Genomic DNA, 21,768 nt, shown 5'->3' on the forward strand with positions numbered 1-21,768 from the left:
ACAAAACAAAGAAAGAATTTCTTACACAATACGGCATGATACTCAAAAATGCCGCTTCAGAACGCTGTGTGAAGTCTTGCGCAGGGCACTGCCAAATGCTATTTTTATTTTTTGATGGAGGCGCTGGTGGATATCCCTTGGCTGTATGACATTGTGATTCTTTTTTTGCTCTCCATTGGGGTGACCATCGCCTGCAATAAGATGAAGCTGCCGACCACGGTGGGTTTCTTACTTACAGGGGTGCTTTGCGGCCCTTCGCTGTTGGGCATTATTCAGGACAGGACAGGCATCGGTCATGTTGCGGAGATCGGCGTGGCCATGCTCCTTTTTACCATCGGCATGGAACTGTCCGGGGACGCGCTGAATCGGCTGAAGCGACCTGTTTTTCTGGGAGGGGGGCTTCAGCTCGGCCTGACGGTGCTGGCGGTGGCAGGCCTGGTGAAGCTGTATGGACTTTCCTGGCAAAAGGGAGTTTTCTGGGGATGTCTTGCAGCTCTCTCCTCATCCGCCATTGTGCTGCGCATCATGCAGGAGCGCGCCGCAACCAGCACGCCTGCCGGCAGATTGTCCTTGGCCATCCTGGTTTTTCAGGACATTATGGTGGCGCCCATGATGCTTGGCGTGCCTCTGCTTGCGGGAATTCTGGAGCTTTCTTTCAAGAATGCTCTTTTTTCCGTGCTGCAGGTTGGGGCAGTGCTGGGCGGCGTGCTGCTTTTTGCCCGCTATGGTTTGCACAGACTGATGGAAGTTGTGGTGCGCGTCCGCACGCGGGAAATTCTGCTCCTGACGACGCTCGGGCTGTGTATGGGCATGGCGCTGCTGACGAGCTCCTTGGGGCTTTCCCTTTCTCTGGGAGCTTTTTTGGCAGGTCTCATGCTCGCCCGTTCACAATACAGCATGAGCGTTATTGCCGGCATTCTGCCTTACCGCGACGTGTTCATGAGCCTTTTTTTCATTTCCGTCGGCATGATGCTGAATCTGGATTTTTTTAATGATCATTTTTTTTCCATTATCCTCATAACGGCGCTGTTTATTATAGTTAAAGCGCTGTTGACGCTTCCGTCCGTGCTGATGCAGGGCTACCCCCTGCGAACAGGCCTTATCGCGTCGCTTACGCTTGCGCAGGTGGGCGAATTTTCTTTTGTGCTGGCCGCATCCGGCATGAAGGCGGATCTGCTTGACATGTACGAGTACCAATTTTTTCTCGGCGTAAGCGTGCTGACGATGATGCTCACGCCCGGGCTGATTGCTGCGGCCCCCAGGCTGGCTGCCCTGGCGGCGGCCGGATGCGGTAAAACACAGGCTGCGCGGAAAGGCGGAGCGGAAGAAACATCCGGCTGTTCTCTGGAAGACCATCTGATTATCGTTGGCTTTGGCCTGAGCGGCAAACATTTGGCCCAGGCGGCACGTGAATTGTCCATTCCATATATCATTCTGGAAATGAATCCGGAAACCGTCAATCGTTACCAAGGCAAAGAGCCTATAACCCATGGCGACGCCTCCCAGCCTGTGGTGCTGGAATATCTGTGTGCGGAAAAAGCCCGCGTTTTAGCGATCATTATTTCAGATCCGTCCGCCGTGCGCGCCATTACCATTGAGGCGCGGCGCATGAACCCCAATCTGCATATCGTGGCGCGCACGCGTTTTGTGACGGAAATCGGCCCGTTGCGGAACTTGGGGGCCAATGACGTTATTGCCGAGGAATTTGAAACCTCCATTGAGGTTTTCAGCCGCGTCCTCACGCAATATTTGGTTCCAAGCCAAGATATAGACAATTTTGCAGCCCGGTTCCGGCAGGAGAATTACCGCTTGCTTCGTCGTCTTGCAGTCACAGTCAACCCGCTGGACATGGTTGCTCACCGCCTGCCGGACATGGGCGTGCAGACCATACGCCTTGCCGCGGACTCGCCGCTTTGCGCGGCAAGCCTTGCGGAATGCGCCTTGCGGAAAAAATATGGCGTGACGGTGATAGCAATACACCGTCAGGGCACTGTCGATGCCTCGCCCGGACCGGACACGCATTTTGAAGCGGACGATATTGTGTATCTGTTCGGGCAGACAGACAGGCTTTACACTGTCAGGCCATTGTTTGCGGGGTCTAAAGGCGGCGCACGCGTGACGTCGGGGAAAATCGGGACAAGCGTCGCATCTTGAATCCGAAGCAACAAAAAGGTATGCTTTTGCCATGTCAGATTTTATCCATTTACACTGCCATACTGAATACAGTCTTCTGGACGGCGCCATAAGAATCAAAGACCTCTGCGCCCGCGCCAAAGATTTCAGAATGCCCGCATGTGCCGTTACCGATCACGGCAATTTGTTCAGCGTGCCCCGTTTTTACCTTGCCTGCCGCGAATTTGGACTCAAAGCGATCATAGGCTGCGAAGTCTATATTTGTCGCGACCATACTGACAAAAGCCCGGAACAGGCGCGAAAACGTTTTCATTTGATTCTTTTGGCGCAGAACGACACAGGCTACCATAATCTTATCAAGCTTGTAACACGCGCTTCTCTGGATGGTTTTTACTACAAGCCGCGTGTGGATAAGGCTCTGCTGCGCCGTTATTCTGAGGGTATGCTCTGTCTTTCCGCATGCATGGCCGGGGAAATCCCGCGCGCTGTCGCAGCGGGAGATATGGACAGAGCTTTGAGCCTGGCCAGAGAATACGCCGAAATTTACCCGGATCGCTTTTATCTGGAATTACAGGCCAACGGACTTGCCGTGCAGAAGAAGATCAATGTCGGCCTGCGGGAACTGGCCGAAACGACGGATTTGCCCCTTGTCGCCACGAACGACTGCCATTATTTGAACGCGGACGATGTCGAAGCCCATGACGTGCTGCTCTGCATACAGAGCCAGACCACTGTGGACGATCCCAAACGCCGACGTTTTGAGTCCCGTGAGCTGTATTACAAATCTGTGGAGGAAATGGAAAAAGATTTTGCCGACACTCCGGAGGCTCTGGCAAACACTGTGCGCATCGCGGAATCTTGCTCTGTTGAACTTGATCTTGGGCGCCATTATTTTCCGGTTTACAAGCTGCCCGAAGGGGCCGGCATGGAATCGGAACTTGAGCGTCTGGCCGCCGCGGGACTGGAAAAACGCCTAGAAAAACATCCGGAGCGTGACCGCATTGACTGTGAAGCATACCGGATGCGTTTGCGGCACGAGCTTGACGTTATTCTTCAGGCGGGCTTTTCAGGGTATTTTTTGATAGTGCAGGAATTTATCAACTGGGCGAAAGAACACGACGTGCCCGTGGGCCCAGGGCGCGGCTCGGCGACTGGTTCCATCGCTGCGTGGGCGTTGCGCATCACCAATATTGATCCCCTGCCATACAGTCTGTTGTTTGAACGTTTTTTAAACAGTGAACGGGTCTCCCTGCCGGATATCGACGTTGATTTTTGTGAACGACGCCGTTCGGACGTAATACGCCATATGGTGGACACATACGGAAAAGGAGCCGTCGCCCAGATAACAACCTTCGGTACCATGAAGGCTAGGGCGGCGGTGCGGGATGTGGGGCGTGCGATCGGCATGAGCTTTGCCGAGACAGACCGCATCGCAAAGCTGATTCCCGAAGAGCTCAAAATGACCGTTCAGAAAGCGCTGGACATAGAGCCGGAGCTGAAAAAGCTCTATGAATCCGACCCGCGGATACAAAAACTTGTTAATACATCCTTGCGTCTGGAAGGGCTGGCTCGTCACGCATCCACGCATGCGGCCGGCCTTGTTGTTTCAGACAAACCCATGGAGGAATACCTGCCGCTGTACAGGGGTAAGCGGGGCGAGTTGGTGACCCAGTTTGACGGGCCCATGGTGGAAGAAGTGGGCCTTGTCAAATTTGATTTTCTTGGTCTCAAGACCATGACGCTGATCAATGACACGCTGGACAATATACGCCTACAAGGCAATGCGCCGCCGGATTTGGACGATCTGCCGCTGACCGACGCGGCAACATATGAATTGTATTCACGCGGAGACACGGACGGAGTGTTCCAGGTGGAAAGCTCCGGCATGCGGGAATATTTGCGCCAGCTCAAACCCTCCTGTTTTGAAGACATTATCGCAATGCTGGCCCTGTACAGGCCGGGTCCGTTAAAAACAGGCATGGTGGAGGAATTTATCAAGCGCAAACACGGCCAGACGGCTGTGGCGTACCCGCATGATTTGCTGAAGGAATGCCTGCGCGACACGTACGGGGTTATTGTCTATCAGGAACAGGTTATGCAAATCGGCCGAATAATAGCGGGGTATACCTTGGGCGGGGCCGATATTCTGCGGCGGGCCATGGGCAAGAAAAAAGTCGAGGTCATGGCGAAAGAGCGCAAGACCTTTGTGGACGGCGCAGAAAAGAACGGCATAGACAAGAGAAAGGCCAATGAAATTTTCAACCTGATGGAAACATTTGCGGAATATGGTTTCAATAAATCCCATTCCGCGGCGTATGCGCTGATTTCTTACCACACCGCCTATCTCAAGACGCATTATAAAGTGGAATTTATGGCGGCGCTGCTCACTTCAGAAATGGGCAATCAGGAAAAATTGCTCAAATATATCGCCTGCTGCAAAGATATGGGCATTGACGTGCTGCCGCCTTCGGTCAATGAAAGTCAGAGGGCGTTTACGGCGCGCGGGGGCAAGGTGGTCTTCGGGCTGGGCGGCATCAAGAATGCCGGGGATGAAGCCCTGCGCGAAATAGTGGATGCTCGCGAGCAGGACGGAGAATTCATCTCGTTTTTTGATCTTTGCTGCCGCGTCAATTTGCGCAAAGTAACGAAAAGGGTTTTGGAATCTCTGATCAAAGGCGGCGCCTGCGGCTGCTTTGCCGTGACGAGGGCAGGCCTGCTGGCCGTGCTGGAGACCGCAACAGCCCGTGCGCAGAAAAAAAACAGGGAGAAGCAGTCCAATCAGGTGTCCCTGCTCAGTATGGCGCCGGTCACGGAGGCCGTTCGGCAATCAGGCGTCGGTTTTGACTGCCCCGAGGAAGCGCTGCCGGAAATGGACGACGACAGTAAGCTGAAAGGCGAGAAGGAATCGCTGGGCTTTTTTTTGACCGGGCATCCTCTGCAGCCGTATTACCGTGATCTGCGCAGGCTCAGGTTGACGACGCTTGACGACGCGCGGGAAAAATTCCCCGGTGCGGCATTTTCCTGCGCCGTGCTGGTTGTCGGCGTAAGAAAGACTGTGACAAAATCACGGGGCGAGACAATGGCCATTGTGCAGGTCGAAGACATGACCGGCCATGCCGAAGTAGTTTTTTATTCTGACGTGTACGCGCGGGTCAGGGATATTGTGCAGGAAGGGCAGTTGCTGTGTCTCACGGCCAGACTGAAGAACCGGCCGGACACGCCGGGCGGAGAGCCGTCTGCGGAAGAGGACTCGGAAGCCGCGCCCCTTGAACTCAGGCTCATGGGGCAGGGCGCGTGTCTGCTGGACGATTTCTGCCGTCAGAGTGAGGAACCCGTTTGTATTCAGATACCGCCCCATCGTATGGACGGTGAGGATATGCTGGCTTTGAAAAACATTCTTGTCAGTCACCCGGGGACGGTTGAGACAAAAGCCACTGTTGTTCTGGAGAGTTGTCAATGCCTGTTGCGCCTTGACGACACATTGAAAGTTCGTCCCGGACCAGAACTGGAAAAGGCGCTGGCGGACTGGGCATTATAACGGGCGCATTGGAGCGGTCATGTCCTGGAACTCCGGGCTGAAAGATTTTTTCGCCGTCCCTTCCACGGACGATGTTCTTCAAAATGAGAAACGCTCCGGTTTTGCTTGGAATCAGAACGCGTGTACTGTGCTTGCGATTATTGCAGTGGTTCTTTCGGCTTTTGTCGTCTACCGGATTGTGTCCTGATGGCTCGCTCACTCTGGCGTCTTACCGTGCGCGATGAATTTTCGGCGGGGCATGCGTTGCGCGGATATGAAGGCAAGTGTGAAAATCTTCACGGTCATAATTTTGCGGTGGAGGTGACTGTGGAGGGCCGATGTCTCACTCCGGACACAAGCCTGCTTCTGGATTTCAAAACGCTCAAAAACGTGTTGAAAGACGTTTTGGAAGATCTTGATCATCATACTCTCAATCAGACGCCGCCATTTGATGCTGTCAATCCTTCTTCCGAAAATCTTTCCCGTTATATCTGGCAAACTGTTGCCGCGCATCTTGCCGGTCATCCTGACCGGCAAGCGGCGGCAGTGCGCCTCGTTAGCGTGAGCGTATCGGAAAAAAGCGCACAGAGCGCCACTTATATGGAGATTCAAGAGAACGGAGAATCCGACACGCCGTCCATGCCCAGTTAATACAGCTCGGTCCGGGCAGACTGCAACAGTGGTTATTCCTGCGTAAAATGATACAGGCGCACTGCTGTGGGCTGAACGCTGTCCTTACTCATCGCCGAGATGATAAAGGCGTACTTTCTGTCCTTGCCGGCCGGCGGACAAGGCCCGCGATAATGCTTCGTCAGCGCGCCTTCCGGGATGACGCCCGAACCGTCATCCGGCCAGGAGCCGCCGCCGAAAAAACGCTCTTCCTCCCCGTATTCCACCAGACGCACATCAAAATGATCCGTATCGCGCGGCGCATCAGCGATAACAATTTCAGGGGAAATCCGCGAACAGCGGTGCACATTCTGCAACGAAACAGAAACAGTCATGCCTGCAGTGCTGTCGTCGGCATCTCTGGCAGCGCAGGCCTGCAAAAAAAGAACAATCAGCAGCGGTGCCAGCATCCGTATATTGTGCCTGATATTTTTTACCCACATCCGGAACCTCCAGTAACAATTGCGCTCTGCAGCATTTCAGAAGTATACCCCATAGGCATCGTGAACACAACAAGAACCGGGAGACATTATAGGGCAATCGAATGAACTCGACAACATATTGCAATAGCAAGATAAATTTAAAAACTTTTTAGAAAGCCATGTTATTTTAGTATGTTACAATTTTTTATTCGGTTGCACAGGAGACATTATGTCCATACTTGCAAACAACGTAAATACATTGCTCAAAAACGCATCCTGGATACGCCGCATGTTTGAAGCGGGCGGGAAGCTCAAGGCGCGTTTCGGCGCGGACAATGTGTATGACTTCAGTCTGGGCAACCCCGATCTTCCCGCGCCGCCCGCCGTAGCCCGTGCGCTGCGCGACCTCGCCGCACACGCGGAAGAACCTTTTGCCTTCGGGTACATGCCCAACGGCGGTTTTGACTGGGCGCGCGAAAAACTGGCCGCGCACCTGAGCGGGGAACACGGCCTCACCCTGACGGCCGACGATGTAATTTTAAGCTGCGGCGCAGCAGGGGGTCTGAACGCTTTTTTTCGAGCGGTGCTGAACCCCGGAGATGAGGTGCTTTGTTTTGCTCCATATTTTGTGGAATATTGCTTTTATACCTCAAATCACGGCGGAAAATTCAGGGCCGTCATGAGCCAGCAAGACACATTCGCGCCGAATGTCCAGGCGCTTGAACAGGCCGTCAGCCCCGATACGCGCGTTGTACTGATCAACTCGCCGAACAACCCCACAGGCGTCATCTACAGCCGTGACGACATCGCCGCCCTGATACGCCTGCTGGAAAGAAAAAGCCAGGAATACGGCCGGCCCGTATGGCTTGTCTCGGACGAACCTTACCGCTTTCTGGCCTATGACGGAACAACACCCGTCTCAATCCTGCCGCTCTACCCGCACGCAGTGTGCATAAGCTCCTTTTCAAAAAATCTCTCGCTGCCGGGGGAACGCGTGGGCTATGTGGCCGTCTCGCCCCTGCTTGAGGAAAGGGGCGTACTCATAGCAGCGCTGACGCTGACAAATCGCATTCTCGGCTTTGTGAACCCTCCGGTCATAGGGCAGCATATCACGGCCGCCACTCTGGGCAGTCAGGTGGACATTTCCGTCTATGCCGCACGACGCAAGGCCATGGCCGAAATTCTGGAAAATGCCGGATACGAATTTCAAATGCCGGCTGGCGCCTTCTACTTTTTCCCAAAAGCGCCGGGCGGCGATGACGTGGCCTTTGTCAACATGCTGCAGGAGGAACGCGTGCTGGCCGTGCCGGGCACCGGTTTCGGCTGCTCCGGTTACTTCAGACTGGCCTTTTGTGTGGATGAAAGGGTCATCCGCAAGGCAGGCGGTAGTTTTACAAAAGCACGCGAACGCGTCGAGGGCTGAGCGTTCTGGCACGATCTGCACTTTTTGCAGGTCTGTCCGTCACTGACAGGCAGGTTCCGGAGAGCGCACCATGAATCCCGCACTCTATATCGGCCCACAAACATGAAGGGCATAAGCGAAGGCACACAGGTGATCACAAACAACGTGGACAACATCAACACGCGCCTTCAAGCATCAGGATATCCAGTATTCTGATCTGCACCACACAGGCGCACTTGGGCGAATGGTGGCTGAATCAGACGGATGCCAGTCAAACAGCGAGATTATGACAGCAGCGGACCAGTCCGCTTCAGCTTGGATTCAGCTGAAGCGCTCCTGACGGCGGAAAACACTGTAGGCAGGCATAATTTGCCGACCACTTGCCCATGACAGAATTTTTAGATATTCAGACAGACGCCGCTGTCCTTACCACACCACCCCGGAGTGTCTATGCCCCCTGCCAGACAACCGGCATTGTTCATGCCCGCGACGCTCTACGGCGTTGCCGGCTGGCCTCTGGCCCAGAGCTTTTCCCCCCTGCTGCATAATACCGGCTTTCAGGAGCTGGGAATTCCCGCTGCATACATGCGGTGGGAAATACCGCCTGATCGCCTGTGTCATTTTGTGGAGAGCGTGCGGTTGATTGACGTTCAAGGCTGTTCGATAACTATTCCGCACAAAATGGCGCTGCTTCCCATGCTTGACAGCGTCAGCGAGCAGGCCCGCCTGACAGGCTCCGTCAACACCATTTACCGGCAAGGCAAGGTTCTGTGCGGCGAGAATACGGACATTGCCGGCTTTCTGCAGCCGCTGGCCGACAGCCCTCTTGAAAATATGAACGCGCTGATTCTGGGTGCCGGAGGCGCGGCCCACGCGGCGGCGGCGGCTCTCTCGCTGCGGCGCGCACGCCGCGTTTTCGCAGCGACACCGTCAGATCGTTCCCACCTGCCCCTGACAGAACGCTTTGCCTGCACCCCCGTGCTCTGGAAGGACCGGCACGATCTGCTGACACATCTGGTTATCAACGCCACGCCTCTCGGCATGCGCGGCAAGTATGAAAAAGAAACGCCCTTTGACTTCACCTTGGCTGGGCGGCCCGCCGACGGCATGCCTGTCATAGCCTACGATATTGTATACAACCCACTTGAAACGCGCTTCCTGCGCGAAGCCCGGCTGGCAGGGCGGCTTTGTGTTTCCGGGCTTGCCATGTTTGCTGGTCAGGCAGATGCGCAGTTCCAGCTCTGGACAGGCCGGCCTCTGCCACCGCTTGCCTTTGACAGGCTCAGGGCGGCACTCGGCGGCGCGATCCCGGCTGAAGCGCGCCGACAAGACAACACTGATCCGCCGAACCCCACTTCTTACTCCGCGAGACCTGTATGCATATCCTGATACTGCATGGCGTCAACCTGAACATGCTCGGCAAACGCGACCCGGCCCACTACGGCACAGTCACCCTAGAAGAAATCAACGCGCGGCTCGCCGCACTGGCCAATGAACTTGACGTCGAAATCAGTTTTTTTCAGACAAATCATGAAGGCGAGATGGTGGAGCGCATACATCTGGCGTCAGCGGGCGACATTGACGGCGCGGTGTTCAACGCCGGCGCGTGGACGCACTACAGCTATGCCATTATGGACGCTCTCGGCATTCTTCGCGTGCCCGTGGTGGAAGTGCACATGTCCAACATACACGCGCGAGAGCCGTTCAGACGGCGGTCTGTTCTTGCACCCGTCTGTTCAGGCAGCATAGCCGGTTTCGGCGTTGCAAGCTATCTTCTTGCCCTGCGGGCCGTTGCGGAAATAGCGGCAACCACCCGCCCGGCATAAAAAAAGCCGTAACCCCGCTGAATATAAAAATAGTTTGACACCGCAACCAGTACGATCTGCTTCCTGTCTTCCGTGGCGGACAGGGAAACACAACTATCGGCATTTTTTAATTTTCATACAATTTTGACTTTACGTCACCTTTGAATTTTTACTATACGTTATCAAGTACTCACCCTGATTTTTAAGAATCATACAGTAAAGAACCCTCAGCCTCCAACCGGAAAGTTGCCATGAACGACGCCAACAACCTGAGCCGAATGCGCGATGCGGCTTTTACAAAGGATGTGGAGGCGCAAAGCGGCCAGAAAATGTCAGACTGCTACCAGTGCGGCAACTGCACCGCAGGCTGCCCCGCCGGATTTGTTTATGACCGTCAGGTCAACCAGATCATGCGCGCCGTGCAGCTTGGCCTGAAAGATGAAGCGCTTGGCTCGCGCTCTGTCTGGATGTGTCTGTCCTGTTCCACATGCTCGTTGCGCTGTCCAAACGACATTGATGTTGCGGCGGTTATGGAGACACTCAGGCATATGGCCCGCAGGGGAAATAGGGTGACGGCACCCAAAGTGGAAAATTTCTGGCTTTCCTTTCTCGACACCGTGCGCGCCTTCGGACGCGCCTATGAAATCGGCACCATGGCGCTGTATATGCTGCGTTCATTGCGCGTTTTCACAGACCTTGACCTCGTGCCGGTCGCCCTTAAAAAGAAAAAACTCGGCTTTAGGCCTCATGTCGTCCCTCACGGCGGCGCCGCCGCTGTAGCCCGCATCATGCGACGCTATAAAGAGCGCGCCGTGCATGAGGGGGTGCGCCCATGACATATGCCTACTATCCCGGTTGCTCGGCCAAGGGCTCGTCAGCGGACTACGAAAAATCCACGCAGGCCGTGTGCGATGTTCTTGGCTTGACTCTTGTTGAAATGTCGGACTGGAACTGCTGCGGTTCAACGCCGGCCCATGCTGTCGACACGGAACTGTCAGCCGCGCTTTGCGCCCGCAATCTGGACATCGCTGCGCGGCAGGGGGCGAAAATGCTGCTGACGCCCTGTCCGAGCTGTCTTTCCAACCTGAAGCACGCGGCAAATCGCTTGGAAAAACCTGAATTTCGCGCCCGTGTTGACGCGCTGCTGGACAACCCCGCAGCCGGCAATTTCCCTGCCGTCACATCTGTCATGCAGGGCATAGCCGCGCACTGTGATGTAAACGGCATTGCAAAACACATTCGTAAAAACCTCAAGGGACTGAAGCTGGCCGCCTATTACGGCTGTCTGATGAGCCGCCCTGCCAAGCTCATGGATTTCGGCGACCCGGAAAACCCGTCTCTCATGGAGAACCTGCTTACGGCATGTGGCGCGGAAATGTTAAATTTTCCACTCAAAACAGTCTGTTGCGGCGCATCGTACGGCATACCTGAACGGGCTGTGACGGCACGCCTTTCCGGCCGTATTCTCAAGCTCGCCGCCTGTATGCAGGCTGACGCCGTCGCTGTGGCTTGTCCGCTCTGCCAGATGAATCTGGATCTGCGCCAGCCGCAGGCCGCAAAGGCTGTCGATGCCTTCTTCAACATGCCCGTACTCTATTTTACACAGATAATGGGCCTCGCGTTCGGCCTGTCCCCTACGGCGCTCGGTCTGGAAAAACTCCGCGTCAGCGCTGACAGCCTGCTGCGCAAACTTGAGGCTGAAGGAGGCAGATCATGAGAATAGGCGTTTTTATCTGCCACTGCGGCAGCAATATCGCCGGTACTGTTGACTGCGCCAGAGTGGCCGAAATATCCACAGGCTTTCCCGATGTCGTCTACGCGACAGACCCCATGTATACCTGCGCCGAACCTGGTCAGGTAGCCATTGAGGCCGCCATCCATGACCACAGGCTCGACGGCGTTGTTGTGGCATCATGCAGTCCGCGCATACATGAGCCCACATTCCGCCACACGGTGGAACGGGCTGGTCTGAACCGTTATATGTTTGAAATGGCTAACATTCGCGAGCATGTTTCCTGGATCGGCAAAGACAGGGACGCCAACACCAACAAGGCCGCGGAACTGGTGAAAATGGCCCTTGCCAAGCTGCGCAACAACCGGCCTCTTGTGGCGAAGTCCTTTGAAGCCAACAAAAAAGTGTTGATTGTAGGCGGCGGCGTCGCCGGCATTCAGGCGGCGCTCGACTGCGCTGACGGAGGCGTTCCTGTTATTCTGCTGGAGCGGGAGTCAACCATCGGCGGCAAGATGGCAAAACTCGACAAAACCTTTCCCACAGTGGACTGTTCAGCCTGCATTCTTGGCCCAAAAATGGTGGATGTGGCTCAGCACCCCAACATCACCCTGTACACATATTCCGAACTTGAAGATATTTCAGGATATATAGGCAATTTTACAGTCAAAATCCACAAGCGCGCCACCTATGTCAACTGGGAGAAATGCACAGGCTGCGGGGTGTGCAGCGAAAAATGCCCCAGTAAAAAAACGCCGGACGCTTTTAATGAATTGACCGGCGTCACAACAGCCATCAACATTCCCTTTCCGCAAGCCATTCCCAAAAAGGCCGTCATCAGTGCCGAACACTGCCGTCAGCTTACCAAAGGCAAGTGTGGCATCTGCGCCAAAACCTGCCCTACCGGCGCTGTTGTCTACGACATGCAGGACGACGTCGTCACTGAAGAAGTGGGCTGCATTATCGCGGCCACGGGCTATGACCTTATGGACTGGACAGTGTACCGAGAATACGGCGGCGGACAATACCCGGACGTGATAACTTCTCTGCAGTACGAGCGACTTCTTTCAACCTCTGGCCCCACCGGCGGGCATATCAGACGCCCCTCTGACGGTCTGGAGCCGAAACACGTCGTTTTTATCCAATGCGTGGGTTCACGCGACAAATCTGTCGGCCGCCCCTACTGTTCCGGCTTCTGCTGCATGTACACGGCAAAGCAGGCGGTGCTGACAAAGGATCACCTGCCGCTTTCCCAATCGTACGTCTTTTATATGGACATACGCGCGCCTGGCAAGCTCTATGACGAATTTACCCGCCGCGCTGTTGAGGAATACGGCGTTGAGTACATACGCGGGCGCGTATCCGCCGTTTACCCTGACGGAGAGGGCGCCTACGTCGTCATGGGCGTTGATACGCTGCTCGGTCGTCCTGTTGAAATAAAAGCGGACATTGTAGTTCTGGCCGTCGGTATAGAGGCCAGCCGGGGCGCGGCGGCACTTGCGGAAAAACTGCGCATCTCCTACGACAATTACGGCTTTTTTATGGAAAGTCACGTTAAGCTCAAACCGGTGGAAACCAACACAGCCGGAGTGTTTCTGGCCGGCGTGTGTCAGGGCGCGAAAGACATCCCGGCCTCGGTGGCCCAAGGTTCCGCAACAGCAGCCAAAGTGCTTGCCCTCTTTGCACGCGACCGTCTGGAGAATGACCCGCAGACAGCCCAGGTTGACACACGCCGTTGCGTCGGATGCGGCAAGTGCATTCGCTGCTGCCCCTTCGGCGCCCTCAAGGAAACGACCATACGGGGAGAGATCAAAACGGATGTCATTGAAACTGTCTGCCAAGGCTGTGGTCTGTGCACATCAACCTGTCCCCAAGGCGCTGTGCAGCTTTCACATGCCACTGACAACCAGATTCTTGCGGAGGTGAACGCGCTATGCCGGTGCTGAACAGCAAAGAATTGCGGCTTGTGGGTTTCCTCTGCAACTGGTGTTCTTACGGCGGCGCGGATACTGCCGGTGTGGCCCGCGCCGGGCAGCCGACAGATTTGCGCATCATCCGCGTCCCCTGTTCCGGCCGCGTTAACCCGCTTTTTGTTGTCAAAGCGCTGCTTGAAGGCGCGGACGGCGTGCTGGTCTCAGGCTGCCACCCCCGTGACTGCCATTATGCCGCCGGCAATTTTTACGCACGCCGCCGCCTAGAGGTGCTCAAGCGCTTTCTTCCCGTACTCGGCATTGATAACGCGCGCTTTGAGTACGCCTGGGTTTCAGCTTCTGAAGGACAGCGCTGGCAGCATGTTGTCACCAGCTTTACAAAGCGCATCCACGCGATGGGCCCGGCACCCCATTTTAATGACGCCAAGCCGCTGCTCAGGGTTGCCGATATGGCGCTGACAGCTCTGCGGCCGCTCGGCACAGCTCAAAATGCCGCTGTCAACGAACTGAAACAGGCTATTAAAGACAAGCTGCCGGAACTTAACTGCGTGATAGGCTGGCAACAGGGCTATGACGGCGCGCATGCGACGCCGCTTTTCATGAAAACTCCAGAAGATGTGGATAAATTGTCTTGGGGCCCCTTCAACGTCATGAACCCCGCTGTATATCTGCCCCTGTTCAAAGGGAAAAAAACAGGCGTTGTCGTCAAGGGCTGCGATTCCCGCTCTGTCGTGGAACTATTGCAGGAAAATCTGATCAAACGTGAGGATGTGCTCATTTTTGCCCTGCCGTGTGAAGGCACGCTTGACATAGCGCGCGTCAACGAAAAACTCGGTCGCTATACCCGAATAAACGCTGTCGCCTATGACGAGGCCGGCGTCACCATCACGGCCGACGGAAAGGAACACCGTTTCTGCATGAATGACTTTGCCCAAGGCAAGTGCTACGGGTGCGCGACGCCGATGGCCGTACTGGCAGACACCCGCCTTGGCGAGCCGCATAAGGTGAATCCCGGCTCGTCTGTACCGCCGGAACTGGCCATGCTGGACGATATGGCGCTTTCCGAACGCATGGCCTTCTGGCGCGGGCAAATGGAGCGCTGTCTGCGCTGTTACGCCTGCCGCAACGCCTGCCCCATGTGCGTCTGCCGCGACTACTGCGTTTCGGACAGCCGTGACCCGCATTGGATGAGCCAGGATGCCGATATCAAGCAGAAACTCTTTTTCCAGACCATCCACGCCCTGCATCTGTCCGGGCGATGCACCGGCTGTGGCGAATGCCAGCGGGCCTGCCCTGTGGGCATTCCCATTCTTGCTCTACGCCAGCAGATAGCCCGCGCCGTCGCTCAGCTTTTTGACGACTACAAGGCAGGTCTTGATCCTGCCGCCTTGCCGCCCCTGCTGGGTTACGAAGCACATGAAAAAAATATCCATGAAAGGGACTGGAAATGAGCACCTTACGCATTCTGACGTCAGACGGTCTACCCGCCTTTCTCTCTTTTCTCTCCCAAAAACACCATCGCGTGCTGGTTCCTGTTGTGAAATCGGCCAACAAGCGCTCGGTGATCTTTGAACCTTGGCGCGCGGGCATGCCTGTTGTTCTGGAAAAAGCCACAGTGCCGCCCAAAGAGGCTGTGCTGCCCCAGTGCGAAACCCTGCTGACCTATAAAAAAAGCAAAAATCAGGAAGACCTGGGCGATATCACAGTCAGCCTTGACGATACGCCTGAAGCATTGTCCACTGTGATTTTTGCCTGCCGCCCTTGCGACGCACGCGGCTTCCGCGTGCTGGACCGCCCTTTTCTCAACGGCCTCTTTGCAGACCCTTACTATAAAGCCAGAAGAGAAAGCCTCACCGTCTTCACCATAACCTGTTCCAGCGGCTGCAACACCTGTTTTTGCCACTGGGTTGGCGGCGGCCCTTCCTCGCCTGAAGGCTCGGACGTTCTGATGACGAAAATTGAAGAGGCCCTTATGCTGCAAGCCATAAGCCCTGCAGGGGAAACGCTCTTGAAGGACTGCGACCTCCCTGACGGCAAAGATGTCTTTCCCAGGGCGGAAGCGGTGCGTAAAGCCGCATGGGCCAGCCTTGCGCCTGCCCCTGATCTCAAGCAGGTGCCGCAAAAAATTGCGGCGTTGTTCGGCAACGATGATTTCTGGCAGAGACAGACGTCCGCCTGCCTTGCCTGCGGAGCATGCACCTATTTTTGCCCGGCCTGTTATTGCTTCAACATTACTGACGAAGGCGACGGCTTTGGCGTGCACGGCGGCCGCCGTCTGCGCAGTTGGGACAACTGCATGTCTTCTCTTTTTACGCACGAGGCGAGCGGACACAACCCGCGCATGCGCAAAATGCCGCGCATGCGCAACCGCATTTCACACAAATTTTCAACATATCCCGAAAACTGGGGAACATTTTCCTGCAGCGGCTGCGGAAGATGCATCAGCAACTGCCCCGTCAGCCTGGACATTCGCGCCATAGTTCTTACCGCGCTTAACAATGCCGGGTGACGGGTGAGTCGTCTTACGCCTCAAACAGCAAGAGGAGCACTACGTGGCTACAAAAAAAATAAAAAGCGCCGGAGCCGCCGAGCCTCTGCCCAAGAACGCTGTCCGCAACTGCTCCGACAGACCCATGCCGGGCGGCAACCCGTATAAGCCGGCTGTCGCCACAGTGACGGAAGTCATTCACGAGACGACCGCTATTAAAACATTGCGCGTTGTACTGGATGACCCGGCCGTCATGGCATCTTTTCATTATGAACCAGGACAGGTGGGACAGCTTTCAGTCTTTGGCGTCGGCGAATCCACCTTTGTAATCAACTCCCCCCCCTCGCAAAAAGAATATCTGCAATTTTCCGTCATGCAGGCTGGCGAGGTCACTGCCGCCATTCACCGCCTTGCGACAGGTGATAAGGTGGGCGTGCGTGCGCCTCTCGGCAATTTTTTCCCTTGGCGCGACTGGAGGGGCAAAAACATTTTTTTTGTGGGCGGCGGCATAGGCATAGCGCCGTTGCGCGTTATCATGTTGCATCTGCTGGAACGCAAGGCGGACTATGGTAAAATAAGCCTGCTCTACGGCGCGCGCTCACCGCGCGACATGGCGTACAGCTGTGAAATCGAGGGTTGGCTCCACAACCCCGATCTTGACTGCACCCTGTGCATTGACGCGCCTTTTGAAGGGTGGACGCACAAAGTCGGCCTTATACCCAATGTGCTGCTGAAACTTGCGCCGGACTCGACAAATTGCGTCGCCGTGCTCTGCGGCCCGCCGGTCATGATAAAGTTCACCTTGCAGGCGCTGGAGAAACTCGGCTTTACGCCCGAGAACATTGTCACTACACTGGAAAAACGCATGAAATGCGGTATAGGCATATGCGGACGCTGCAATATTGGAGGCCGTTACATCTGTGTTGACGGGCCGGTTTTTACCCTCAATCAGTTGCAGGCATTGCCGCAAGAACTCTAATTACAAAGGCAAGGTGATGAAAAAACTGCTGCTTCTCTGCTTTCTGGCCTTCAGCCTGACCGGGCCGGCCCTCGCGGATGAAAAAATTGATCCCGCCGCTTTCATTTGCGCGGAGCTTGTGGCCCTGCCGACAACACCGTTTGAAGCTCTGCAGATAGATGGCTATGCAAGTGCCGCCATAGGCAATACTGTGGCAGATCCGCAAATTATGGCACTGCTTCTGGAGCAGGTGTATCTTGCCTGCCAGACGGAACCCACGGAAAAAGTGCTCACGTTCTGGCAAGAGATTCGCAAGACTATGCCCAACACTGATGAAAGCCCATGGAGAGCGGACAAAACCACCTGTGGGGACTACAGCGCCAATGAAGAGGACGGCAGCGGCTTTGTGATATGGCTTGACGGCTACAATCGCCAAAAGAGCGGCAAGCCGGCCTCTGTGCTTGAGAGTGACGCAACTCTCAATGCTTTTTTGAAAAGCTGCGCGGACCAGCCGAAAACACTGCTGCTCGACGTGTTGGGAAAAAACGCGAAATAACTTCTGCAACAAATGTAAGACCAAAGTTAATTTTTATCCTTTTTTTCAGCGGACCTGCCCTTGCTGTTGAGCGCTCTTCTGACGGGCGCTGGCGGCGAAATCAGCCAGCCATTTGTCCGCCTCTTCTTCCGCTTTTATAATCTGGGCCGGCTGTAATTTCTTTTTAAGGGCGTCCGTAATACCTTTCATGTCCGGGGATCGCAGACCGCCTTTTTGCGCAATCAGATACCAGCACAAGGCCGCTGCGGGGTCAGGTTTTTGGCCCAGGCCGTCCTTCAGCGCAACTGCAAAATTTTTCACACCTTCCAAGTTGCCGGCCTTCGCGCTTTTCAAAAACCATTCGCGGGCTTTGGCCGCATCCTCCTTTTGACCGAACATGCCTTTTAGGTAGGCCACGGCCAGCTCGTTGGCGGCCGCGCCGTCGCCGCCCTCAGCGGCTTTCTTGAGCAGATTAAAGCCCGCGGCTCCGTTTTTGGGCACGCCCCGTCCCATCAGATAAAACGAGGCCATCTTATACTGAGCTTGGGGCATGCCCATCTGCGCGGCCTTGTCGTAATTGGCGACAGCTTTATCCATATCCGCGGCGGCCCCCATACCTATCTCCCAGCAGACTCCGACACGCAGGTAGCCTTCCTTCGCTCCGGCAAGGGCGGCGTTTTGATACCACTCCAGGGCCTTTGAAAAGTTGCGGGACACACCTATGCCCTGTTCATAGAACATGCCCACATTCAGCATGGCCTGTGATTGCCCCTTTTCCGCGTTCGCCAGCATGGTGGCGAATAAGGCTTCCGGCGATACAGTTACGGGTTGATCTTTGGCGTTTTCAGCGGCAAAGCTTGGGCGGCCGAACACCAGCAAAAGAACAACCGCTATAAAACCCGCAAGCATGATGTTACGCATAATGACTCCTCAAATGAATGGAAAAGTGCCTGTTCATAACAAAAAAAGCAAAAAATCTTCGCCTGCTGCTCAAAAATCGGCCGAAACTGTCAATTTTGCCCGCAACTCCCCACATTCGCACAAGGGAAATTTGTCTTTTCCCTGCCCACCTGTCCGTTGCCTTTCTGTTTATGGGGCTACATGGACGGATACATACAGATATTACTGCCTGAACGGACTGCGTTGTTTTGGCTTGGCGCGGTACTCCGGAATTTCAGGATCAGGCGCGTTGCCGGTCAACCTGTTAAACTGGGCGCGCCGCAATTGCTGCTGCGCCATGACTTCTGGACGGTTATAGTAGTAGAGAGTGCGCTCGATGTTGCCCGCGCCGATGACGGGATAACGCAACTGATCTTCCGACATGATGCCGGAGCCGACTTCTGCCTGATCGGAGGACAAGCTTGAGCCCATCTCTTTTGGGCCGCAACCAGCCGGCGAAAGAAACGCGAGCACAAGGCAAAAAAGTCTGAAAAAATTGTACATGGCGCAGCATACACAAAAACGCGACATTGCGCAAGAGGTCAGGGCTGCTTTTGCACAGGGCAGACGCATCTAAAAAAGTCTATAGACTGGATGAGCAGCAGCTTTTAACGGCGAAACACATCTTCCGCACCGGAAGTGAAAATGCTCGGCTCTTCATATGCTCAATGCTTAGTCTACGGCATGGCTGCAAGCACAATAAATCAACCCATGTCTCCTGCGTCGCGCACCACCTCCAGAATGGACGGTACAGCGCGTATAACTTCTATAAGATCATACAGTTGCGTTGCGTCGCGCACCTCCACAGTAAAATACAAGGTTGCGCGCCCGTCCACTGTCCTGTCCATTTTGAGACCTGTGATATTGACGCTGTTTTTGGCAAAAATCAGTGTCACATCGGCCAACACGCCGTGCACATCTTTCGCAATAATAAAAATGCCGGCTTCGTAGGGTTTTTCTTCCGCGCCGCTCCAGTGGACAGAAATAAGCCTCTCCGGCTCCATATTGACCACATTGGGACAGTCCGCCCGGTGAACGCTCACGCCCATGCCTCTGGAAATATAGCCGATAATGGGGTCGCCGGGTACGGGATTGCAACACTTTGCAAAACGCATCAGCACGCCGTCCACGCCGGCAATATCCACGCCCTCATTTTTGCGGATTTCTTTCTTTGATTCTTTGGCGACGGCTTCGGGCAAAAACTGCGCAGGCGCAACCTCGTCGGGGTGCAGCACGGCATAAAGCCGGTTCAACACACGGCGCGGCGTCAGATGGGCGTAGCCGATGGCCGCGATCATTTCATAGACGTTCTCAAAATTCAATTCCTGCGCCACAAGGGCAAGATGCCCGGCCTTCGTGGCTTTGCCCACATTCAGGCTGACCTTTCGTCCCTCTTTCTCCAGCATTTCACGGCCAAGGGACATGGCCCGCGCGCGTTCCTCCGTGCGCAGATACCGCTGAATGCGGCTGCGCGCTTTGGCTGTTTTGACAAGTTTCAGCCAATCCCTGTTGGGGTTGCGCGCCTGATCTGTAATAACCTCCACCGTATCGCCGTTTCTAAGCTTTGTGCCCAGCGGAACAAGACGACCGTTGACCTTGATGCCGGCGCAGTGCTGACCCACCTTGGTGTGGATAAAAAAAGCGAAGTCCAGCGGCGTCGCTCCTTCGGGCAGTTCCTTGACGTCGCCCGCCGGGGTGTAGACGTAAACTTCGTCCTTGAAAAGATCCATCTTAAGTGAATGCATGAATTCGCGTGAATCCGTTTCTTCGCTCTGACGCTCAAAAATTTCCCGCAACCAAGCAAACTGTTCCAGATCCCTAGTATTGATACGGCCTTTTTCCTTGTAAAGCCAGTGCGCCGCCACACCATGCTCGGCCCGTCTGTGCATGTCTTCCGTGCGTATCTGAATTTCAATGCGCTCGCCTTCCGGCCCTATGACCGTGGTGTGCAAACTCTGGTAACCGTTGGCCTTGGGCATGGAAATGTAGTCCTTGAAGCGCCCGTGAACCGGCCGCCACGGGGAATGCACAAGGCCAAGCACAGCATAGCAGTCTTTGATATCGGAAACGAGTACCCGGAACGCCATGATGTCGTGCATTTCATCCAGCGTCAGAGATTGGGACTGCATTTTTTTGTATATGCTGAACATGTGCTTGACGCGTCCATACACGCGCCCCTGAATGCCGTTTGCAACAAGCAGCCCGCAGATGAGCTCCGTCACCTTGTCAATAATCTGCCTTTCCACTACCTGATGGCTGTCAAGCCAGTGGTCAATCTGATTATAGATATCCGGCCACAGATATCTGAAACTCAACTCCTCCAGATCGCGCTTCATGCTGTACAGACCGAGACGGTTGGCCAACGGAGCGTAAACATCCATAGTTTCCTGGGCAATGCTTCGTTGTTTAAGGGCCTTCTGATAATTGAGCGTGCGCATGTTGTGCAGACGATCCGCCAGCTTGACCATGAGCACACGCATGTCATGACTCATGGCCAGAATCATCTTGCGTATGTTCTCGGCCTGGGCTTCTTCTTTATTCTCAAAGGGGATAAGACTGATCTTGGTAACGCCGTCAACAATGTCGGCCACATCTTCACCAAATTTCTCGTCGATCCCTTCAATGTCGACTTTTGTGTCTTCCACTGTGTCGTGCAAAAGACCGGCGGCCACAGTGGACTCGTCAAAACCCATTTCCGCAAGGGAGTACGCCACCGCCAGAGGATGAGAGAGGTAGATCTCGCCGGAAAGGCGCGTTTGCCCGCCATGGGCGGCTGCGGCAAAAACATAGGCGCGCCGTATCATATCCAGATCGGCCTTCTGATGGGCGGATTCCACCGCGTCAAGGATTTCCTGAATGCGGACCATGCTGCATCTCCGCCGCACGCCACGCAATAATGAATATGGCGCACGACGCCACTATGTAGGTGTACAGGCCGCGCTTGTCAATGACAAAACAACCTACCTGATTTATTGGAACATGTCTTATTGATTTATCACAGCGTCTTGTTGGGTCATATTGAAATTCCGGCTCAACACTGCATCCTGCGATGTTCAATCAGGACAACCTAAAGACCACGGAAGCCGAAAATGCGGTGCGTTTTCACCACACACAAGGCGCGGGCACCGGGTTTCAAGAAGACATTTTCGCCATATCTTTACAGCCGGCACCGACGAAAATATTCCCCAGACGTGCTTTTCAAAAACCCGAAAACAGGCATAAAATAGAGCAGTCTTCGCG

At 55.0% G+C, this 21,768-nt stretch carries 19 protein-coding genes; 15 read left to right on the forward strand and 4 right to left on the reverse strand.

Annotation, left to right across the window (positions count from 1 at the left end):
- The first annotated feature begins 126 nt into the window (after positions 1-126).
- From RSDT_RS03570 to queD, 4 genes are read left to right on the forward strand one after another with little or no spacing between them, the layout of a single operon-like run.
- A complete protein-coding gene (locus RSDT_RS03570) occupies positions 127-2,154 on the forward strand; it encodes a cation:proton antiporter domain-containing protein (RefSeq protein WP_096400486.1) in 2,028 nt (675 codons plus the stop codon).
- Positions 2,155-2,185: 31 nt separating this feature from the next.
- Positions 2,186-5,671, forward strand: a complete 3,486-nt coding sequence (gene dnaE / locus RSDT_RS03575) for a DNA polymerase III subunit alpha (protein WP_096399587.1) — start codon at positions 2,186-2,188, stop codon at positions 5,669-5,671.
- Between the two features lie 19 nt (positions 5,672-5,690).
- Positions 5,691-5,858 carry a hypothetical protein gene (locus RSDT_RS07045; protein ID WP_172414408.1) on the forward strand — a complete coding sequence of 56 codons (168 nt, stop codon included), beginning with the start codon at positions 5,691-5,693 and terminating at the stop codon, positions 5,856-5,858.
- Complete coding sequence (queD, locus tag RSDT_RS03580; protein WP_096399588.1) at positions 5,858-6,301, forward strand: 6-carboxytetrahydropterin synthase QueD; 444 nt, start codon at positions 5,858-5,860, stop codon at positions 6,299-6,301. Before RSDT_RS07045 ends, queD begins: the two co-directional genes overlap by 1 nt.
- A gap of 32 nt (positions 6,302-6,333) precedes the next feature.
- On the opposite strand, the gene RSDT_RS03585 is transcribed toward queD, so the two are convergent.
- Complete coding sequence (locus RSDT_RS03585) at positions 6,334-6,762, reverse strand: YbhB/YbcL family Raf kinase inhibitor-like protein (protein WP_096399589.1); 429 nt, start codon at positions 6,760-6,762, stop codon at positions 6,334-6,336.
- Positions 6,763-6,970: 208 nt separating this feature from the next.
- Between RSDT_RS03585 and RSDT_RS03590 the strand changes: the two genes are divergently transcribed.
- The 10 genes from RSDT_RS03590 (at position 6,971) to RSDT_RS03635 (ending at position 17,610) form a co-directional block, all read left to right on the forward strand.
- The gene (locus RSDT_RS03590; protein ID WP_096399590.1) at positions 6,971-8,164 is read left to right on the forward strand and encodes a pyridoxal phosphate-dependent aminotransferase; all 1,194 of its coding nucleotides are present in this window, start codon (positions 6,971-6,973) and stop codon (positions 8,162-8,164) included.
- 429 nt (positions 8,165-8,593) lie between these two features.
- On the forward strand, positions 8,594-9,532 hold the full coding sequence (locus RSDT_RS03595; protein WP_096399591.1) for a shikimate dehydrogenase family protein: 939 nt from the start codon (positions 8,594-8,596) through the stop codon (positions 9,530-9,532).
- A complete protein-coding gene (gene aroQ / locus RSDT_RS03600; RefSeq protein ID WP_096399592.1) occupies positions 9,520-9,969 on the forward strand; it encodes a type II 3-dehydroquinate dehydratase in 450 nt (149 codons plus the stop codon). The genes RSDT_RS03595 and aroQ overlap by 13 nt, the downstream gene beginning before the upstream one ends.
- A gap of 230 nt (positions 9,970-10,199) precedes the next feature.
- Positions 10,200-10,784, forward strand: a complete 585-nt coding sequence (locus RSDT_RS03605) for a 4Fe-4S dicluster domain-containing protein (RefSeq protein WP_096399593.1) — start codon at positions 10,200-10,202, stop codon at positions 10,782-10,784.
- Positions 10,781-11,665 carry a CoB--CoM heterodisulfide reductase iron-sulfur subunit B family protein gene (locus RSDT_RS03610; protein WP_096399594.1) on the forward strand — a complete coding sequence of 295 codons (885 nt, stop codon included), beginning with the start codon at positions 10,781-10,783 and terminating at the stop codon, positions 11,663-11,665. The genes RSDT_RS03605 and RSDT_RS03610 overlap by 4 nt, the downstream gene beginning before the upstream one ends.
- Complete coding sequence (locus RSDT_RS03615; protein WP_096399595.1) at positions 11,662-13,623, forward strand: CoB--CoM heterodisulfide reductase iron-sulfur subunit A family protein; 1,962 nt, start codon at positions 11,662-11,664, stop codon at positions 13,621-13,623. The genes RSDT_RS03610 and RSDT_RS03615 overlap by 4 nt, the downstream gene beginning before the upstream one ends.
- Positions 13,611-15,059 (forward strand): hydrogenase iron-sulfur subunit, encoded by a 1,449-nt coding sequence (locus RSDT_RS03620; RefSeq protein ID WP_096399596.1) that lies wholly within the window; start codon positions 13,611-13,613, stop codon positions 15,057-15,059. Before RSDT_RS03615 ends, RSDT_RS03620 begins: the two co-directional genes overlap by 13 nt.
- Complete coding sequence (locus RSDT_RS03625) at positions 15,056-16,117, forward strand: 4Fe-4S dicluster domain-containing protein (RefSeq protein ID WP_096399597.1); 1,062 nt, start codon at positions 15,056-15,058, stop codon at positions 16,115-16,117. The genes RSDT_RS03620 and RSDT_RS03625 overlap by 4 nt, the downstream gene beginning before the upstream one ends.
- 124 nt (positions 16,118-16,241) lie before the next feature.
- Positions 16,242-17,075 (forward strand): FAD/NAD(P)-binding protein, encoded by an 834-nt coding sequence (locus RSDT_RS03630; RefSeq protein ID WP_096400488.1) that lies wholly within the window; start codon positions 16,242-16,244, stop codon positions 17,073-17,075.
- A 16-nt stretch (positions 17,076-17,091) separates the two neighbouring features.
- The gene (locus RSDT_RS03635) at positions 17,092-17,610 is read left to right on the forward strand and encodes a hypothetical protein (protein WP_096399598.1); all 519 of its coding nucleotides are present in this window, start codon (positions 17,092-17,094) and stop codon (positions 17,608-17,610) included.
- A 45-nt stretch (positions 17,611-17,655) separates the two neighbouring features.
- Here RSDT_RS03635 and RSDT_RS03640 read toward each other — a convergent pair whose 3' ends face one another.
- From RSDT_RS03640 to RSDT_RS03655, 3 genes are all read right to left on the reverse strand, one after another.
- On the reverse strand, positions 17,656-18,510 hold the full coding sequence (locus RSDT_RS03640) for a tetratricopeptide repeat protein (RefSeq protein WP_096399599.1): 855 nt from the start codon (positions 18,508-18,510) through the stop codon (positions 17,656-17,658).
- A 201-nt stretch (positions 18,511-18,711) separates the two neighbouring features.
- Positions 18,712-19,032 carry a chemotaxis protein gene (locus tag RSDT_RS03650; RefSeq protein ID WP_096400490.1) on the reverse strand — a complete coding sequence of 107 codons (321 nt, stop codon included), beginning with the start codon at positions 19,030-19,032 and terminating at the stop codon, positions 18,712-18,714.
- 200 nt (positions 19,033-19,232) lie between these two features.
- On the reverse strand, positions 19,233-21,395 hold the full coding sequence (locus tag RSDT_RS03655; RefSeq protein ID WP_096399601.1) for a RelA/SpoT family protein: 2,163 nt from the start codon (positions 21,393-21,395) through the stop codon (positions 19,233-19,235).
- On the opposite strand from RSDT_RS03655, the gene RSDT_RS07680 reads away from it, so the two are divergent.
- Entirely contained in the window at positions 21,394-21,519 is a 126-nt protein-coding gene (locus RSDT_RS07680) for a hypothetical protein (RefSeq protein WP_269457522.1), read from the forward strand. The two genes, RSDT_RS03655 and RSDT_RS07680, sit on opposite strands and share 2 nt — an antisense overlap.
- The last annotated feature ends 249 nt before the right edge of the window (positions 21,520-21,768 follow it).

The sequence above is a fragment of the Candidatus Desulfovibrio trichonymphae genome (genome assembly GCF_002355955.1).
Lineage (GTDB): Bacteria > Desulfobacterota > Desulfovibrionia > Desulfovibrionales > Desulfovibrionaceae > Desulfovibrio > Desulfovibrio trichonymphae.

Coding starts and splice junctions, on each gene's coding strand:
- dnaE (WP_096399587.1), top strand. CDS start 2,186: ATGTCAGATTTTATCCATTTACACTGCCATACTGAATACAGTCTTCTG.
- RSDT_RS07045 (WP_172414408.1), top strand. CDS start 5,691: ATGTCCTGGAACTCCGGGCTGAAAGATTTTTTCGCCGTCCCTTCCACG.
- queD (WP_096399588.1), top strand. CDS start 5,858: ATGGCTCGCTCACTCTGGCGTCTTACCGTGCGCGATGAATTTTCGGCG.
- RSDT_RS03585 (WP_096399589.1), bottom strand. CDS start 6,762: ATGTGGGTAAAAAATATCAGGCACAATATACGGATGCTGGCACCGCTG.
- RSDT_RS03590 (WP_096399590.1), top strand. CDS start 6,971: ATGTCCATACTTGCAAACAACGTAAATACATTGCTCAAAAACGCATCC.
- RSDT_RS03595 (WP_096399591.1), top strand. CDS start 8,594: ATGCCCCCTGCCAGACAACCGGCATTGTTCATGCCCGCGACGCTCTAC.
- aroQ (WP_096399592.1), top strand. CDS start 9,520: ATGCATATCCTGATACTGCATGGCGTCAACCTGAACATGCTCGGCAAA.
- RSDT_RS03605 (WP_096399593.1), top strand. CDS start 10,200: ATGAACGACGCCAACAACCTGAGCCGAATGCGCGATGCGGCTTTTACA.
- RSDT_RS03610 (WP_096399594.1), top strand. CDS start 10,781: ATGACATATGCCTACTATCCCGGTTGCTCGGCCAAGGGCTCGTCAGCG.
- RSDT_RS03615 (WP_096399595.1), top strand. CDS start 11,662: ATGAGAATAGGCGTTTTTATCTGCCACTGCGGCAGCAATATCGCCGGT.
- RSDT_RS03620 (WP_096399596.1), top strand. CDS start 13,611: ATGCCGGTGCTGAACAGCAAAGAATTGCGGCTTGTGGGTTTCCTCTGC.
- RSDT_RS03625 (WP_096399597.1), top strand. CDS start 15,056: ATGAGCACCTTACGCATTCTGACGTCAGACGGTCTACCCGCCTTTCTC.
- RSDT_RS03630 (WP_096400488.1), top strand. CDS start 16,242: ATGCCGGGCGGCAACCCGTATAAGCCGGCTGTCGCCACAGTGACGGAA.
- RSDT_RS03635 (WP_096399598.1), top strand. CDS start 17,092: ATGAAAAAACTGCTGCTTCTCTGCTTTCTGGCCTTCAGCCTGACCGGG.
- RSDT_RS03640 (WP_096399599.1), bottom strand. CDS start 18,510: ATGCGTAACATCATGCTTGCGGGTTTTATAGCGGTTGTTCTTTTGCTG.
- RSDT_RS03650 (WP_096400490.1), bottom strand. CDS start 19,032: ATGTACAATTTTTTCAGACTTTTTTGCCTTGTGCTCGCGTTTCTTTCG.
- RSDT_RS07680 (WP_269457522.1), top strand. CDS start 21,394: ATGCTGCATCTCCGCCGCACGCCACGCAATAATGAATATGGCGCACGA.
- RSDT_RS03655 (WP_096399601.1), bottom strand. CDS start 21,395: ATGGTCCGCATTCAGGAAATCCTTGACGCGGTGGAATCCGCCCATCAG.